At 48.2% G+C, this 17,070-nt stretch carries 16 protein-coding genes; 1 reads left to right on the top strand and 15 read right to left on the bottom strand.

The genetic code is table 11. The features are described from left to right. Positions 1-106: 106 nt before the first annotated feature. The 6 genes from AC3WQ3_RS25480 to pth form a co-directional block, all read right to left on the bottom strand. Positions 107-1,816, bottom strand: coding sequence for a putative polysaccharide biosynthesis protein (locus AC3WQ3_RS25480; protein ID WP_336784351.1), 1,710 nt, complete (start codon positions 1,814-1,816; stop codon positions 107-109). A gap of 191 nt (positions 1,817-2,007) precedes the next feature. Continuing rightward, complete coding sequence (spoVT, locus tag AC3WQ3_RS25475) at positions 2,008-2,550, bottom strand: stage V sporulation protein T (protein WP_095293358.1); 543 nt, start codon at positions 2,548-2,550, stop codon at positions 2,008-2,010. Positions 2,551-2,831: 281 nt separating this feature from the next. Next, positions 2,832-4,001, bottom strand: coding sequence for a peptidylprolyl isomerase (locus AC3WQ3_RS25470; protein WP_492474039.1), 1,170 nt, complete (start codon positions 3,999-4,001; stop codon positions 2,832-2,834). Next, positions 3,985-7,512, bottom strand: a complete 3,528-nt coding sequence (mfd, locus tag AC3WQ3_RS25465) for a transcription-repair coupling factor (protein WP_221807318.1) — start codon at positions 7,510-7,512, stop codon at positions 3,985-3,987. The genes AC3WQ3_RS25470 and mfd overlap by 17 nt, the downstream gene beginning before the upstream one ends. A gap of 276 nt (positions 7,513-7,788) precedes the next feature. Beyond that, entirely contained in the window at positions 7,789-8,019 is a 231-nt protein-coding gene (gene fin / locus AC3WQ3_RS25460) for an anti-sigma-F factor Fin (RefSeq protein ID WP_095293355.1), read from the bottom strand. Positions 8,020-8,119: 100 nt separating this feature from the next. Beyond that, positions 8,120-8,680 carry an aminoacyl-tRNA hydrolase gene (gene pth, locus AC3WQ3_RS25455; protein ID WP_095293354.1) on the bottom strand — a complete coding sequence of 187 codons (561 nt, stop codon included), beginning with the start codon at positions 8,678-8,680 and terminating at the stop codon, positions 8,120-8,122. Positions 8,681-8,819: 139 nt separating this feature from the next. Here pth and AC3WQ3_RS25450 point away from each other — a divergent pair, with 139 nt between their 5' ends. Continuing rightward, positions 8,820-9,020 (top strand): hypothetical protein, encoded by a 201-nt coding sequence (locus AC3WQ3_RS25450; protein WP_024633712.1) that lies wholly within the window; start codon positions 8,820-8,822, stop codon positions 9,018-9,020. A 103-nt stretch (positions 9,021-9,123) separates the two neighbouring features. On the opposite strand, the gene AC3WQ3_RS25445 is transcribed toward AC3WQ3_RS25450, so the two are convergent. From AC3WQ3_RS25445 to rsmA, 9 genes are all read right to left on the bottom strand, one after another. Continuing rightward, positions 9,124-10,077 (bottom strand): ribose-phosphate diphosphokinase, encoded by a 954-nt coding sequence (locus tag AC3WQ3_RS25445; protein WP_017691370.1) that lies wholly within the window; start codon positions 10,075-10,077, stop codon positions 9,124-9,126. A 100-nt stretch (positions 10,078-10,177) separates the two neighbouring features. Next, entirely contained in the window at positions 10,178-11,569 is a 1,392-nt protein-coding gene (gene glmU, locus AC3WQ3_RS25440; RefSeq protein WP_419720076.1) for a bifunctional UDP-N-acetylglucosamine diphosphorylase/glucosamine-1-phosphate N-acetyltransferase GlmU, read from the bottom strand. A 399-nt stretch (positions 11,570-11,968) separates the two neighbouring features. Then, on the bottom strand, positions 11,969-12,253 hold the full coding sequence (spoVG, locus tag AC3WQ3_RS25435; protein WP_017691372.1) for a septation regulator SpoVG: 285 nt from the start codon (positions 12,251-12,253) through the stop codon (positions 11,969-11,971). 188 nt (positions 12,254-12,441) lie between these two features. Then, positions 12,442-13,269 (bottom strand): pur operon repressor, encoded by an 828-nt coding sequence (gene purR / locus AC3WQ3_RS25430; RefSeq protein ID WP_095293352.1) that lies wholly within the window; start codon positions 13,267-13,269, stop codon positions 12,442-12,444. 98 nt (positions 13,270-13,367) lie between these two features. Beyond that, the gene (gene ispE, locus AC3WQ3_RS25425; protein ID WP_095293393.1) at positions 13,368-14,222 is read right to left on the bottom strand and encodes a 4-(cytidine 5'-diphospho)-2-C-methyl-D-erythritol kinase; all 855 of its coding nucleotides are present in this window, start codon (positions 14,220-14,222) and stop codon (positions 13,368-13,370) included. 148 nt (positions 14,223-14,370) lie between these two features. Continuing rightward, on the bottom strand, positions 14,371-14,547 hold the full coding sequence (locus AC3WQ3_RS25420) for a small, acid-soluble spore protein, alpha/beta type (RefSeq protein ID WP_095293351.1): 177 nt from the start codon (positions 14,545-14,547) through the stop codon (positions 14,371-14,373). Between the two features lie 232 nt (positions 14,548-14,779). Further along, positions 14,780-15,055 (bottom strand): biofilm formation stimulator Veg, encoded by a 276-nt coding sequence (gene veg, locus AC3WQ3_RS25415; RefSeq protein ID WP_095293350.1) that lies wholly within the window; start codon positions 15,053-15,055, stop codon positions 14,780-14,782. Positions 15,056-15,208: 153 nt separating this feature from the next. Then, positions 15,209-16,105, bottom strand: coding sequence for a sporulation peptidase YabG (gene yabG / locus AC3WQ3_RS25410; RefSeq protein ID WP_492474038.1), 897 nt, complete (start codon positions 16,103-16,105; stop codon positions 15,209-15,211). A gap of 62 nt (positions 16,106-16,167) precedes the next feature. Beyond that, positions 16,168-17,070 (bottom strand): 16S rRNA (adenine(1518)-N(6)/adenine(1519)-N(6))-dimethyltransferase RsmA, encoded by a 903-nt coding sequence (gene rsmA, locus AC3WQ3_RS25405; RefSeq protein ID WP_336784364.1) that lies wholly within the window; start codon positions 17,068-17,070, stop codon positions 16,168-16,170.

Below are 17,070 nucleotides of genomic sequence, written 5' to 3'. Positions count from 1 at the left end.
TACATCGACATGAGGAACATACGCAGAACAGCGCTCTATAATTACACGTATTATAACAGAATCCGTGGATATCCAATAATTTCACACGTAAAAGGGTGAGACAGGGCTACCGCAGGACATGCAGCCTGCGAAGCCATTTGGCCAGGCGCGGTCCAAGCTTCGGGATCGCGGCCAGATCTGTGGCGGTCAGCAGCCCGGTACGCGCTGACGCCAGCAAGAACACGGCTGCGCCTGCCGCTATGCCAAGCAGGCTTATGCCTACCGCGGCCAGCCTGCGATCGGCCGCGATGCCCATGCCGCCGAGCACCGCTCCGGCAGCCCAGGCCATGCCTGCCGCCGCCAGGCTCATGGCGGCGATCACCAGCGCCGGCTTCAGCAGGACGGCGCCAGGGGCAGGGCGCATCGCGGTACGCCGCGCCAGCAGGGCCACATTCAGGCCAGCCGCCAGCATATAGGCGACTGCGCCTGCCAGGGCCGCGCCGCTGATGCCCAGCGCGGGCACAAGCATGACGTTCAGCAGCGCCTTGACGCCTGCGGCGGCCAGCATGCTGAACGCGGGTGCGCGCACGGCGCCGAGGCCCTGCAGCAGCGCCGCCGCAATGATGCTGACGGTGCTGCCCGCCGCCGTCAGCGCCATATACCGCAGAGCTTCGGTGCCTGCGGCATCACCGTACAGCATGCGGTTGATCGGTTCTGCCAGCACCGCCAGACCAGCGGATGCAGCCAGACCGATTAACCAGAACCAGCGCAGCGCGATGCTTGCCTGCTGCCTGACGGCTTCCGGCCCGCCCTTCAGGCGAGCTTCGGCCATCGCCGGAATGAACAGCACGGATAGCGACGTAGCAAGCATCGTCACGAGCTGTACAAGCGGCAACCCCCGATTGTAAATTCCGAACGACACCATGGATTCGACCTCATCCAACCCTTCACTTCTTAGAAGCCGGGGCACCGTGAAGGTATCCACCAGGTTCATCAGAGGTACAGCGAGCGAACCCAGACAGACGGGAATGGCATATACCAGCAAGGTTCGAATCCATTGACCATTGGTGGGGAGCTTCTCCGGTCGAGTCCCGTTTTTTGTCCATTGCTGTAGTTGTCCCTCCCTGGCTTCCGATCTCTGCAAGCCTTCCATCACTTCTTGGGATAGACCCGTTTTCCTGCTCTTTCGCCGCCTACCGTACATATAGGCGAGCATGGTGAGTAATCCCGCGATTCCACCGGCAACAGAACCCAACATGGCTCCGGCAGCAATGGTCTCCAGCGATGCATCCTGCTTCATCAGCCATAGCAGCAGCACAATCATTACCGTCACACGAATCGTCTGCTCTACGACCTGTGACACAGCGGTCGGCACCATCTGCTGTAAACCCTGAAAATATCCACGAAGTCCAGTCATTAGCGGGACAAATAGCAGTGCAAGCGCTGCAGCCCGAATCGAAGGAATGACATGTCCATTACCAATCAGATGACCTATAAGTGGTGCACCAATGTACATCAGTATGGCCAGGATTAATCCGATGCCTCCAAGAAGCATGGAAGACAGACGGATAATCCGTTTACCCTCCTCCGGCCTCCCCAGCGCATGTTGTTCGGCTACAAATTTGGATACGGCAACAGGCAGTCCGGCGGCAGCAATCGTAATAATAAGCATATAGAACGGATATACCGTGTTATAAATGCCAAAAACACCGTCGCCCCCTAGATTCTGTAACGGAATCTTTTGAAAAGCACCGATGATTTTAGAAATAATGGCAGCAAGGCCAAGCACAAATGCACCCTGCAGCAATCTTGAGCCAGTAGTAGACGGCTGTTTCATAAGTCCCTCCTACAGTTATCCAAGCGATTATATCCAGTAAGCATACTTTGCTATTATACCTGCCTGAAGCCGCACAGACTAACCTTCTGTTGAAGTTCCCTTTGAAGTCCCCTCTATCCGCTCTTAATTCAGCCTTTTTAAATGCAAAAAACTCCTGTCTGCCGGATAGGCATCAGGAGTTAATCTGCTGTTTATTGTTCCATCTGCTTGCCAAGGAAGCCAGCAGCTGTCTCAGCCATTTTTACTTCCATCTGGGACATCTTCACGGATTCATCCTTGTTATACAGAATGACGGTTCCAATAGGGTCTCCACCCGAAATGATGGGTGCAATGACGAAAGAGGATAATGTTTCATCATGATCCTTGCTGATCTCATAGGAGCCACTACCTGTCTCAACGATGGTCTTGCGATTTTCCATGCAGCTCTCTACCAGCTGACCTACCTGCTTGTCCAGATATTCCTTCTTGGAGCCACCCGCTACCGTAATAATGGTATCGCGGTCAGAGATCATGGTTACATGACCCGTACTCTCATACAAGGATTCAGCATATTCTTTGGCGAAATCGCCCAGTTCGCCGATCGGCGAATATTTTTTTAGAATGACTTCTCCATCACGATCCACAAAAATCTCAAGCGGATCTCCTTCACGAATTCGTAACGTACGACGGATTTCTTTTGGAATGACCACACGGCCGAGGTCATCAATACGGCGGACAATACCAGTAGCTTTCATTTCACATGTTGCCCCACTTTCTCGAGAAGATTTTTCAACTACTGTTCCTTAATGGGTAGAGGAAAGTCCCAGAACGTTTAGTGTGATATCTTGACCATAGTATTCATCTGTTCCCATTTCCTTATACATACTTTGAAGAATATAGTTGTGTTCTCTTCGCAGAAGGTGACCATGTACCCATTACGCTGCTGTCTGTACAAAAAGAAGCAAGGGGCAGGCCATAAGTCCTCCCCTTGCTTCTCTAAGCTTGTCCAGAAAGTAAGTTTGCTGCAGCTCGTTTCTTACTTGCTGCTTGTATCTGCGCTATCGCCTGTTGTTGCATCGGACTCTGTTTTAGTACCTTGATCTGTCTTGGCGTCAGTACCTGTGGACTCGTCCGTTTTGGATTTGTCACCTTCGGTTCCAGTTCCAGTACCCGTTGTGCCTTCAGTACCTTCCGTAGTACCTTCCGTAGTACCTTCTTCAGCCTTGTCTGTCTTCGGCAGGTTTACTTCCTTCACGATCTTATCCAGTTCATTTGTCATGAACGTATCGATCTCTGCAGCTGCCAATTGGCTTTTGAGTGTTTCTTTTTGCTCATCTGTCAATTTGCTGTAGTCTGCTTCCGTACGGGATTCCACTTTCATCACGTGATAGCCGTATTCCGTCTCAACCGGATCACTGATTTTGTTGATCGGCAATGTTTTGGCAGCCTCTTTGAACGCTTCTACCCAGTTGGATACTGGGGTATTTTCGTACAATCCGCCATTATCTGCAGAGCCTGGATCTTCGGAGTATTCTTTTGCAACTTTTGCAAAGTCTTCACCGGCATCCAGTTTAGTTTTAACTTCTTTCGCAATTTTCAAGGCATCTTCTTTTTTACGCTCTTTTTGCGTATCTGGGTCCGTGAAGTTAATCAGGACGTGACGAACCGAAGCGGTTGTGAACTGATCCTTGTTTGTATCAAATTCTTTTTTGATTGCATCTTCCGTAACGCCAGTCTCTTTATCCTTGATAACGGTCATGATGCGAGTCATGTAATCCTTGATGTTCTGATCTGTCAGGTTCTGAGCTTTCAACATTTCAGTCCATTGATCCGCTTGAACTTGTGCTTTCATTTTGTCGAATTGTTCAGTTGCTGTTTTGGCACCTGCTGTTTTAGCTTCTTCACTCGCTTTGCCACTCAAATATTCATAAGCAACTTCCTGGCGCACCAGGTAGTCCTTGAAATCGTCCATCTCCATCATTTGTGCATATTCCGGATAGAGGAATTTCATGACCCGCTGCTCCATATCGAATTCATTGGCTGTAATTGTACCGCCATCATAGGTCGCTACAACAGCGCTTGTATCATTGGTTTCTGGTGCAGCTGCTTCATCCTTCTTGCCGCATGCAGCAAGCAGTGATAAGGACAGTACTGCAACCATACTCACGGAGAGTACTTTCCCTACTTTTTTATACTTTGGTAACATCCTTTGGTTCCCCCTTTGATTTAAAAGCACTCTTCATGGACTCCAGAAATTTCTCTACCAGCTCCATCAGTTGCTTGTCCCCAAGCCCTTTGCCTTTGACATGAATAAGCATATGGGGTCCTTGTTCAAATTGTACACGTCTTTCGAACTGATTTCCAATGTGCGCAATTTTCGAGAGCTCAAACGCATGCTCACGGCCTTCGTAGAATTTCACGGTAAGGTCGTCACCACGCTGCGTAATGGACTCAATTCCGTACATTTTCCCGTATACTTTCAATCTGGCTACAGCCATAAGATTAATGACAGCTTCCGGAAGGTCGCCGAATCGGTCAACCAATTCGTCTTCCAGCTCCATGGCATCGTCGAAAGAGGCAATAACCGCCACTTTTTTGTAAATCTCAATCTTCTGTATACTGTCATAGATATAATCACCCGGCAAGTAGGCATCGATGCTGAGATCGAGCGTGGTGTTCCATTGATCGGAAGGTACCGGCTCTTCCCCGAGCATGGTGACTTTGCGTTTGTTAATTTCCTCGGCCAACATCTGAGAATACAAGTCGAATCCGACTGAGGCAATGAAGCCGTGCTGCTCTGCTCCCAGCAGGTTCCCTGCTCCGCGGATCGATAGATCTCGCATCGCAATTTTGAATCCCGACCCCAGCTCGGTAAACTCCTTAATAGACTGCAGACGTTTCTCTGCAACCTCGGTCAGCACTTTATCCCTTTGGTACGTAAAGTACGCATAGGCAATTCGATTGGACCGTCCAACGCGCCCACGCAGCTGGTACAGCTGGGAAAGGCCCATTTTGTCTGCATCATGAACAATCAGGGTATTTACATTCGGGATATCTACCCCTGTCTCAATGATGCTTGTGCTTACGAGCACATCATATTCGCCATCCAGGAAGTCCAGGATGGTTTTCTCCAGCTCTGTCTCCGACATTTGACCATGGCCCACGCCCACTTTGGCTCCAGGAACCAGGTCAGCAATTTCGGCAGCCATTTCCTGAATTCCTTGAACTCGGTTATACAAATAATAAACCTGACCCCCACGTGCCAGTTCCCGCTCAATGGCTTCCCGAACAAGCGCCTGACTATGTTCCACGACATAGGTCTGCACCGGGAACCGATTCTCTGGTGGTGTTTCAATAACCGAGAGATCACGCACTCCCAGCATGGACATGTGGAGGGTACGCGGAATTGGTGTAGCCGTCAGTGTGAGCACGTCCACGTTTGTTTTCAGCTTCTTCAGCTTCTCCTTATGGGTTACACCGAACCGCTGCTCTTCATCAACAATAAGCAATCCTAGATCCTTGAATACCAGATCCTGCGATAACAACCGGTGCGTACCAATGACAATGTCGACTGTTCCACTTTTAATACCTTTGGCCGTCTCATTTTGTTCCTTACGGGAACGGAAGCGGCTAAGAACATGAATATTGAATGGATATCCCGAGAAACGTTCACGGAATGTCTCATAATGCTGCTGTGCCAAGATCGTGGTCGGAACGAGTACCGCAACCTGTTTGCCTTCAATAGCCGCTTTGAAAGCAGCACGAATGGCAACCTCGGTTTTTCCGTAACCGACGTCTCCACATAGCAGACGATCCATGGGACGATTTTGTTCCATGTCCTTTTTAATTTCTTCGATCGCACGGACTTGGTCACGAGTCTCATCATAAGGGAACATGGCCTCAAATTCCTGCTGCTCGGCAGAGTCCTTCTCGAAGCCGAAACCTTTTGAGGTCTGACGCTCCGCATAGAGCTTGATCAGATCGTCAGCGATATCCTGTACAGATGAACGAACTTTATTTTTAACCCGTGTCCACTCGTTACCACCCAGCTTGTAGATCTTGGGCTCTTTCTCTTCTGACCCGACATATTTCTGGATCAGGTCGATCTGTTCGATCGGTACCGACAGTTTATCCCCACCAGCATAGAGAATATGCATATAGTCCTTATGAATACCGCCAACCTCAAGCGTACCAATGCCTAAATATTTACCAATCCCGTGGTTCTGATGGACAACATAATCGCCCACCTTCAGCTCACTATACGATTTAATCCGTTCTGCATTATCTACATTACGGCTTTGTTTGCGTGCCTTGCGCTGCTTTTGGGAGAACATCTCACCTTCGGTTACGACGGCTAAATGAATGGACGGCAGTTCGAATCCTGTCTGCAGGTTACCGATAAGCATTTCCGGTTCCGGTATATCGTAGTCCATGAGGACTCTCCGCATACGATCGAGTCTTTCTTCACCGCTCGCCAGCATAAGCACATGCACTCCGGCTTTCTGCCAGCGCTCCATCTCGGCCTTAAGCACATTCATCTGTCCGTGGAAATCCTGCATGCCCCGACTGATAAAATTCAGAATGTTTTGAGGCTGTGTATGTGGAACCTGACGCAAGAAGATCGACATAAACAGCGTCTGGAATGGACGTTCATATAACAGCTCATCCCCATCTGCTGACAAATGAAGATCAGGCAGTGTCTTTCCGTTTTGCATCAAATGCAGGTTCCACTCCGATTCATCCCGGTCGAGCTGCTTGGACGTTTCAGCCAGCCGTGCAGGTTCGTCCAGAACAAGAAGCGTGTCCTCCGGCATGTAATCGTAAATGGTTTTATGCTCCGGATAGAGCGGTGATATATATTTATACATTTCAGAGAAATACACATGCTCACGCAGCAGCTCAATCTCCCGGTGAATTTCTTCACGGAGACGCAGCTTGGCCTGGCGGTCAGTCATTTTCTCCAGCTGTTTTTCCAGTAAAACGACAGCTTCATCCGCAGCCTTCTCCATACGTTCGCGGTCAGCAATCAATTCCTTGCACGGCAGCACCGTAACTTCATCGATTCGTTCAATGGAGCGTTGATCCGCTGGGTCGAATGTTCGTATGGAGTCAATTTCATCGTCAAACAATTCCACCCGATAAGCAATGGACGATGTCACTGGATAAAAGTCGATAATTCCTCCGCGCACGCTCATCTCGCCGCGAGATTCAACCCGTTCTACACGTTCATATCCAAGCTTCACCATCTCCAGAAGGAACGAGTCCAGATCGAGTGTATTCCCTTGTTTGATGGTAATCTGAGCATTTGCCATCACTTCCGGAAGAGGGACATAACGCCGCACGCCGGAAAATGGAATAACAACAACGCCCCTAAAGCCTTGGGCGCAGCGAACTAACACATCAATACGCTGACCCAGTGTTTCCGGACTGGAAACAGCGGCTTCAGCGGCTACAAGTTCATTCGCAGGATAGAGCAGCACCTGATCTGGTGAAAGCGCTTCCTGTAAATCTTCTGCGATTTTTTGTGCGGAAAACATATTGTGTGTAACGACGAGCAGTGGTCGGTTCATCTCTTGGTGCAGAGCTGCCAGCATGATCTGGCGCGCTGATCCGGACAATCCTGAGACCAGCTGCTCTTTCATACCGGACGTAATACCGGCAGTAATGGATCCAAAATCGGGATCTTTGGAAAAAGCCTGTATAAGTGCTTGTAACAAAAGGGGCACCTCTCTTATAACTTACTTGATTAGTTCACGCCTAAGCGCAGTATTATCATTCTGAATTGGATACAAATTCCTTTTTGTCCTGTTTCATCATATCGGATTACTCGCTTCATTACCACATCAGGTTCAACCAATAACCCAAATTCCGTCATCAGCATTTTCATTCCCAAATTGAAAAGAAGCCTCAGCAGGCTGCCAAGGCTATAAAGGTGGAGCGGTATTCCGCGGCCCCCATCATCTGTTATCCATCTTCGCTGCGAACCAGGCTTATTATTGAAGCGGGCTCGCCAGTAAGCTGAGCTCAGGATTGAGTTCAAGCGCTTCTTTGCAATAATCGCATGTAATCCGAACGGTAATATCCCCACCGGAATTATACGCTATTATATCCCTCCGCTCGTCGGGGGTCAAGAAATGAAAGCCCAACTGTTCTTCTGATATTCGGGCAGAATCGATTCGGCCAATAAAGGTACGGCAGTGCCTGCACACATAATTCACTGACATGTTTATGCCTCCTGAACATGGTTTATACGTCCAGTATGCCCATTATGACTGAATTGAACCCGGTTTTGATCATTTTTCCCAGCATGCCTTCCAACAAGTATTACCCGTTAAACTTAGCCATTGTCTGCTCAAATGTATGATTCAAGCTATGCTCCAAAGCATCACAGGTTTGCTCAATGGTATGTTCTAGCGCTTCCTTCTCTTTTTTCATAAATGTAGACAGTACATAATCAACAATGGCGTGTCCAGGTTCCGGGCGTGAAATGCCCATCCGTACACGGTTGAATTGCTGTGTGCCGGTATGCTGAATAATGGATTTGATTCCATTATGGCCGCCAGCGCTACCTTGATAACGCAGTCTGACTTTGCCAATCTCCGTGTCCATGTCATCATAAACGACAATCAGATCTTCCAGGCTGACTTTGTAAAAGTCCATATATGCCCGTACCGATTCACCGGACAGATTCATGAATGTCATGGGTTTGATCAACACGGTTTTCACACCGCCAATATTGCCTTCTCCAATTAACGCTTTGCATTTGCTCTGAGTGATGGAAATCCCATGACGACTGGCCAGTTGGTCCAGTGCCATAAAGCCAATATTATGTCGTGTTTTGGCATAGTTTGAGCCCGGGTTACCCAGGCCTACAATCCACTTCATCTTATTCCCTCCTTCGGATCACATGAGGTGAGGCATAGACTTCGAATGTTATATTTCATATAATATCAAGAAAGTGAACTTCCTATTTACTGTAATTTTCACGATTATTATCTTATTAACCCAGGAAGGTGAGCGGGTTTTGCGCGAAGATAACGGACAGCTGACTCAACATAGTGATTTTATCTATCATCTCGAATACCATGTACCCGTACAAGTATATGATCGCGACACCCATATTGAGATCGGATTGATTACACGTTTCGATAATCAATTTGTCGAAATTGCCGACACTCTTTTTCATCGGCGGCGTTTTCGCTTCATTTCACGGCCAGGATATTAATCATCCGGCCTCTCCATGCATCGTTATAATGGCACGCCGACAGGGGTTACATTTTCCGTTCGACCGGAAAACGTAACCCCTCTACTACTTTGTGCAGACATCCTTATTCAATTTCAAACAGCTTGCTGATTGACAATTCCTCATGAACCCGGATAATGGCTTCCCCGAGCAAAGGTGCTACAGACAACACTTTAAGTTTGCTTGTCGGATTGGCATGCGTGATTGGAATCGTATCCGTTACGATAACTTCTTTCAGTGGTGCATTCTCCAAACGCTCCATCGCTGGTCCGGACAATACCGGGTGAGTACAGCATGCGTATACTTCCTTCACGCCGCCTTCCATCAGTGCATTTGCACCCAGCACAATGGTTCCTGCCGTATCGATGATATCATCGATCAGGATCGCTGTTTTACCTTCAATGTTACCGATAATGTTCATAACTTCACTTACATTCGGCTCCGGACGACGTTTATCAATGATGGCCAGAGGTGCATTCAGGAAATCAGCCAATTTCCGTGCACGAACTACACCACCGTGGTCAGGGGATACAACGACCGGATTTTCAATCTGTTTGGAGCGGAAATATTGAGCCAGAATCGGCACACCAAGTAGATGATCCACTGGAATATCAAAAAAGCCCTGGATTTGCATGGCATGCAAGTCCATCGCAATCACGCGGGTAGCTCCTGCTTTTTCGATCAGATTGGCTACCAGTTTCGCTGTAATTGGATCACGCGAACGTGCCTTACGATCCTGTCGTGCATAACCGTAATACGGAATTACAACGTTAATTGTCTTGGCTGATGCCCGTTTCAGTGCATCAATCATGACGAGCATCTCCATCAGGTTGTCATTAACCGGCAAGCAAGTGGACTGTACAATGTATACGTGACAGCCCCGAACGCTCTCGGAGAGCTTCACTTGAATCTCACCATCACTGAAGCTGGTTGTGTGAGATTCACCCATAGGAATTCCGATATAATCAGCAATTTGATGGGCAAGCTTGGGGTTAGAATTGCAAGTAAATATTTTTAATTTCGAATCAAAATAAGTCATAAAATAAAAACCCTCCGTGCTGGTTCATTGGAATCTATAAGCGTCTGCGACATGTCGGCACCTCCCGAAGATCGGGAGGCAATCAGAATATCAATACCCCTTATTCGGGTTTGGCATTTTGTTTCTTGGCTTTGGCACGTCCGCGAATTTTCTCCGCGTAACCAGGTTTGTTCTCCTGGCGAGGACGAGCAATAGCCAGATCGTTCTCCGGAACGGAATGTGTAACGGTTGAGCCGGCAACCACATAAGCGCCTTTTCCTACCGTGATCGGTGCAATCAGATTGACATTGCTGCCTACGAACGCATCATCTTCGATTGTCGTTACAGCTTTATTATATCCATCATAATTAACCGTTATTGCCCCGCATCCAACATTTACGTTCTTCCCTACTTTAGCATCCCCAATATAGCTGAGATGTGATACTTTGGATCCTTCGTCAATTGTAGCATTTTTCACTTCGACAAAGTCACCAATTTTTACTTTCCGGCCCAGCTTGGTGCCAGGACGCAGGTAAGCAAATGGTCCTACCGTTGTCTCTTCGCCTACTTCGGCCTGGGACAACACGGAATGTTTAATCGTCACACCGTTCTGAATAACACTGTCTTCAATATCGGCCTGAGGACCAATATGGCAAGCTTCACCAATGGAAGTTGTCCCTTTCAGAATGGTTCCCGGATACAATACCGTGTCTGATCCAATCGTAACATCCGCTCCGATATATGTCGATGACGGATCAATGATCGTAACACCGTTCAACATATGTTTTACAGCCAAACGTTCACGCATATATGCTTCTGCTTGGGACAGAGCAAGCCTGTCATTAACTCCGATGGATTCCGCGATATCATCTGACATATAAGCTTCAACCACTTCGCCATCGTTACGGAAAATCCCAACAACATCGGTCAGGTAGTACTCTCCTTGGGCGTTCTCGTTGGTCACTTTCTCCAGTGCAGCAAACAATTTCGCATTATCGAAACAGTAAGTCCCTGTGTTAATTTCTTTCACAGCATCTTCCTGCTCGTTGCAGTCCTTCTGTTCCACAATGCGTTGTACAGAACCGTCTTCTCCGCGAATGACGCGGCCGTAACCTTTTGGATTGTCCAATTGAGCCGTTAGCACGGTTGCAGCAGCTCCGCGACTCTCATGAAGCTTCATCAGACCTTCCAGCGTTTCACTGGTTACCAGTGGTGTATCTCCACAGACAACTATAGTAGAGCCTTGCTCACTTCCAAGCAAAGACTTCACTTGCTTCACCGCGTGACCCGTTCCCAATTGTTCAGCCTGAAGTGCATACTCTGCTTTGGAACCCAAAAATGACTGCACCGCTTCGGCACCATGACCGACCACGACTACACTGCGCTCAACGCCTGCGCGTAGAGCTGCATCCAGCACATGAGCTACCATAGGTTTACCGCATACGGGATGCAGTACTTTGTACAATTTAGATTTCATTCGTTTGCCTTGCCCTGCAGCAAGTACAATTGCCATTCGTTTCAAATTTCACGACCTCCTGTTCTGAAAACCCCATCTGGAAGACCCATCTTAATGGATCATCCCTGATAAGTATCGTTCAGCCGGCCTGAAGCCGGTCTTGTTCATCGCCTACTGTCTCTGTTATCACACGTAACAACGCGGACACGAGCAAATCGTGACCTATATGTATACGCCGTGTACCTGCGAGCCTTAACCGAATCCCAATGACTCTTAAGATGCCGCCCTGTCACCAAGCGCACGCTGCGCTAATGTTTCCTTCAACATTTTCCAGCAATAAAGCTGCTAAATGTTCCTGTTTGAATAAACTCAATACTGAATATATCTTATTCCGGTCAAAAAGAAAAGAGAGCCATAAGACATGGCTCTCTTTTCCTTCGAACCCCAATAATGTTCTCAGGCACCTTCTTCAATGACTTCTTCCTCAGTTGCAGCGCGGTCATACTCAGTCAAAACAGCAGCCTGAATCTTCTCACGAGTACCGGAAGAGATCGGGTGGGCGATATCACGGAATTCTCCGTCAGGAGTCCGCTTGCTCGGCATAGCAACAAACATTCCGTTGTTCCCATCAATGACGCGAATGTCATGAACGACGAATTCGTTATCGATGGTAATGGATGCGATAGCCTTCATTCTCCCTTCCGAGTTAACACGGCGGAGTCTGACATCCGTAATTTGCATGTGTGTGTTCACCACCTTTTTCCATCAGAACTTGGTGTATAATTCCACACAGCCTATACGAACTCCTTCTTTTTATAACCACAAAAATGTCCTAATTTCAGGAATTTTTTTATTTAATACACAATTCGACAACGTTAGTGCCAGGTCGATGGAAAAGAACCTTTCCCGACATGTTATTCGTCATCTTTCTACAGGTCAAAATAGTTACCAGGCTTGACCGAAATGTGTCTGCTTTTTGCATCCACGGCTGTTAGCTGCGCAAGAGATACGTAATCGGTCAGCAAACGCTCTTCCGAATCAACTGACCCGGATTCTACCAGTACCCCTACGCCTGCTACCGTTGCATTAAACTCGGCGAGCAAATCAATCATGCCCTGTACCGTTCCACCGGCTTTCATGAAATCATCCACGATCAGAACCCTTGAATGCTCACGCATCGCTCTGCGGGATAGGGACATGGTATGGAGACTTTTATGGGACCCCGATACATAATTGATACTTACGGCCGATCCTTCCGTAGCCTGATGGTCCCTGCGCACGAGCACTACAGGCAGGTTAAGCTGGGCTCCAGTCGCATAAGCCAGAGGAATACCCTTCGTTTCTACCGTCATGACTACATCGATATCCATGTTGCCAAAAGCAGTCGCAAATATTTTACCTGCTTCGTTCATCAATGCAGGCTGTCCAAGCAGGTCAGACATATAGAGATACCCGCCTGGCAAAATACGGTCAGGCTGCTCCAACTGATTGCTTAGTCGTTCGGCAAAAGCCAGAGCATGTTCTCTGGACACTTTCGGAATCCATTTAACTCCCCCGGCAGCCCCTGCCAGTGTCTGCAGTTCTCCCGACCCACCTTCTTCGAACACTTCTTTGATAATCGCCAAATCCTCACTGATTGACGACTTCGCGGCACCATAACGTTCGGCAAAAGTGGTTAACGGAATAACCGTATGCGGTCTTGACAATAAATACTGCGTCATTTCAACCAGCCTAGCGCTTCGTTTTAATTTCTTCACAGAGATCCATCCTCACGATCACGGAAAACATCCAAATCCGAATAATTATTTAAAAATATACCACCTTTATACGTGTTTGTACATTATAAAAGCGAATTCTAAGTCAACATGCGTACTGCATACACTTCTTTGCAGAAGCCGCGCAGCCCATTATAGATCCGTGCAACCTTTGCTTCCTTGGAGACCAATCCGAATACTGTTGGGCCACTACCCGACATGAGCACCCCATCTGCACCCAGCTTCATCATCGCATCCTTCAGATGCTGAACTTCCGGATACAGCTTAAGCGTAACATCCTCAAGTACATTCCCCATCTGTCCGCACACCTCTGCAAAGGAATGATTGCGAATGGCCTGCTCCATTTTGGCCGCACTTGGATGCCGAACAATCTTGTCGCTGCGAAATCTTCCGTACACATCCGCTGTCGACACATTGATTGGAGGCTTCGCCAAGATGACCCAACATTGCGGTGGGTTAGGCATTGGTTTCAGTTTCTCTCCACGGCCTGTAGCGAGCGCTGTACCCCCAGTAATACAAAAAGGTACATCCGAACCAAGCTCTGCCCCAAGCTCCTGGAGCTCATGATCCGGGATATTCAGACGCCAGAGGCGGTTCAAGCCACGCAGCGTAGCTGCAGCGTCACTGCTGCCTCCTGCCAGACCGGCAGCCACCGGAATTTTTTTGTCCAGATGAATGTGCACTCCAGTACGCACGTCATAGCGCTCTTTGATTAATCTGGCCGCCTGGAATGCCAGATTCTTCTCATCAAGCGGAATATACCCGGCCTGACTGGAGATAAATATCGTATCGCGAGGCAGTTCCGACATTTCCAGCCGGTCTGCCAAATCGACCATGGTCATGATCATCTCGACTTCGTGGAAGCCGTCGCTTCGTTTATGTAAAACGTCCAGCATCAAATTAATTTTAGCAGGCGCTTTTTCGTAAATTTTCAAGGCGTTCACCCGTCCTCACCTTTTCCCTAAGACAACTTAACATATTATATCAAAATGGGGCTGTCAAGTCATTTTTATTCCGAATTCATGGGGAAAAAGCGAGGTCAACCTCGTGGAAGGCCCCGCTCTCCAAACCGTCTAGATCGAATTACGATTTGCGTGCTGCCTCTTCAGCAAGCTGAATGGCACGCTTCACCATATTGCCTGCATCCTTGGCTTTGATGCCACCCCAGCCTTCCTGCTGTACCGTATCATAAAATCCCAGGTCTTTTGCCAGCTCATACTTGAGTTCATCTGACATTACACTTCTTCTTCTGCGGCTCATGAAACCATCCTCCTTGAAGTAACAGTTCTGATTAGTCCATTTCACCAGGATTCTTCCTGACAGCTTCAGAGCCACCATTTTAGATGAACTGTTCAGCATATCAGTATGGGCCTGTTCAAGTAGTATGCCGTTTCTGGTTAAACCTCATTCCTGCAGATGCCTGTCTGAACGGTATTTCTACACAATAAAAAAGCAGTTCGCCCCAAGGGGCAAACTGCCTGTAAAACGATGCTTACGTCTCCATGTAGGAGTTAGGCGTCTGGTCGCCTGGGTTAAATACCATGACTTCCACCGACTCCGTAAGTATATCTGCATAACTGTAAGAGACTCGCTTGAACGTTTCTTGCTCCTCATCAAGCTTGACAATAAAAACAGAAGGGTACGTTTCTTCCAAGACACCCGTACGCTCGATAGTCTTACGGCGGCCACCATTAGCCCGCAACATAATTTTTTGACCTATATGAGCATCGAGATTGCGTTTGATATCCAACAGCGTATTTTTAGCCATTGTCGACGACCACCTCTTTTCTTGTCCATTATACCTGAATTTACAGTCAATGTCAAATCAAAACTAAATATTATATCAGCATGGAAAAGTTGCTGTCAATGAATTTTTTTGCAAATGAAAAAAGCCCCAAATTGGGACTTTAATTGACCTGTATCAGACGACTGATGGATTAACTTTAAGTGTAGATAAATCATTCAAACCAGGCAGGCCAACGCGGTAACTGCCGCGTGTTTCGACACCACCTACACCCTGGCTGCCACTAATTGTGTTATGCAGAATATCATTCATATTCACCGTTTCCCTAACCGATGTAAAGGCCGCCTTGGCAGCCACATATACCGGGTCAAGGGCATGAATCAGAATTCGGCCTGGTGAGCTGGCAAAGTTCGCACCTGCCCGCAGAAGTGCCTCAAAATGGGACTGACATGCTCCTGCAACGATCGTGAGCGCATCCAGATGACGCTCATATTGTCTTGCAACCTGGATCGCTGCTACAAAATTTTGCGAATTCTTATAACTTCCGAGACTGTATAAGTCGTAAGGCTGACGGGTCTTCAGCACTCCGTCATGGCCCGTAATGACTACAATATCAGGCTGGACTTTGGGAAGAAGACGATACAGGGCATCAGCCATGGCTGACTCATGGACATATTGACCCTCTGCCGGAACACGAAGCTGCTCATAAAGAGCCATACTTTTCTTCAGGTAATTTGGATCCCCATCCAAGTGAAGCACCTTGCCTGGCATTTCAAAATAAGCAGGCTCGCGCTGTCCAGACCAGTCCTGCGTCAAGCCTTCACGGTTGCGTTCCGCTTGTTCAATCCGGTTCTGCTGTAGCCTGGAGAGTGTTTGATGTGCTTTTACATGTGCCTGCCTGGTCTTGGCACTCTGCGGCTCATAAGGAACCTGTATCAAATCGTCCACCGGGGAGTCGGCAAGCAGCCGGAATTCGGTCCCTTTAATGACCGCGCTATCCAACTGGAGGCCTTCCACCCGAAAAGTCACATCTCCACCGTATGACTTACGAACGACCAAGTCTCCGATATTCATCAACATAATCACCTCTACCCCATCGTATGGGCAAAGACCCGGTTTGGTTCATCCGAATTTATTTACAGGCCGGCACGAACTCCTGCATCCCACATCACCGTGCTTAGCGTCGCATATTCCTGCAGACTAAGTGTCTCACCCCGTCTGGAGGGCTGAATGCCAGCCTGCTCCAGCAATTGATCCGCCTGCTCCCGGTTTTCCTTGGTGAAAAAGCGGGCTTTGAGATTGTTCGAGATGGTTTTTCTGCGCTGGGCAAATGAGGCTTGTACCACTTCGAAGAAATGTGCTTCACTCGGCACTTCGACAGGAGGCTGCTCACGCACTTTAAGCTTGATGACGGCAGATTCCACATTCGGTTGCGGAATGAATACCGTTGGCGGCACAATACAAACCAATTCAGGCACACTGTAATATTGGACCGCAATGCTCAGACTTCCGTAGTCTTTTGAGCCGGGTGCAGCTGCCATACGTTCTGCTACTTCCTTCTGAATCATAACGACAATGCTGTCTACTGGCAGTTTCTCTTCCAGCAGTTTCATCATAATCGGAGTCGTCACATAGTACGGCAGATTGGCTACAACACTCACCTTGCTCACACTAGCAAAGTCTGTGCGGAAAAGCTCTGCCAAGTCCAGCTTCAGCACATCGCCGTGCTGTATCCGAACGTTGGGATAAGGCTCCATTACTTCTCCAAGGATCGGTAACAAACGCTGATCGATTTCCACAGCCGTTACAGGGCCGGCTGCTCGGGCCAGTCTCTCCGTAAGTGCCCCAATTCCCGGGCCGATTTCGAGTGCGCCCTTGGACTCGTCCAGATCCGCTGCACTTACAATTTTGTTCAATATATTCTGATCAATTAGAAAGTTCTGACCTAGACTTTTTTTAAAGGAGAAACCGTGTCTCTGAATTATCTCTTTCGTTCGCTTGGGTGTTGCAATTTCCAAAGTCTCATCCATGCCATTCAT

This window comes from Paenibacillus sp. FW104-T2 (genome assembly GCF_058789975.1).
The sequence above is the reverse complement of the archived record's forward strand: the minus strand, read 5'-3'. Positions and strand labels throughout refer to the sequence as shown.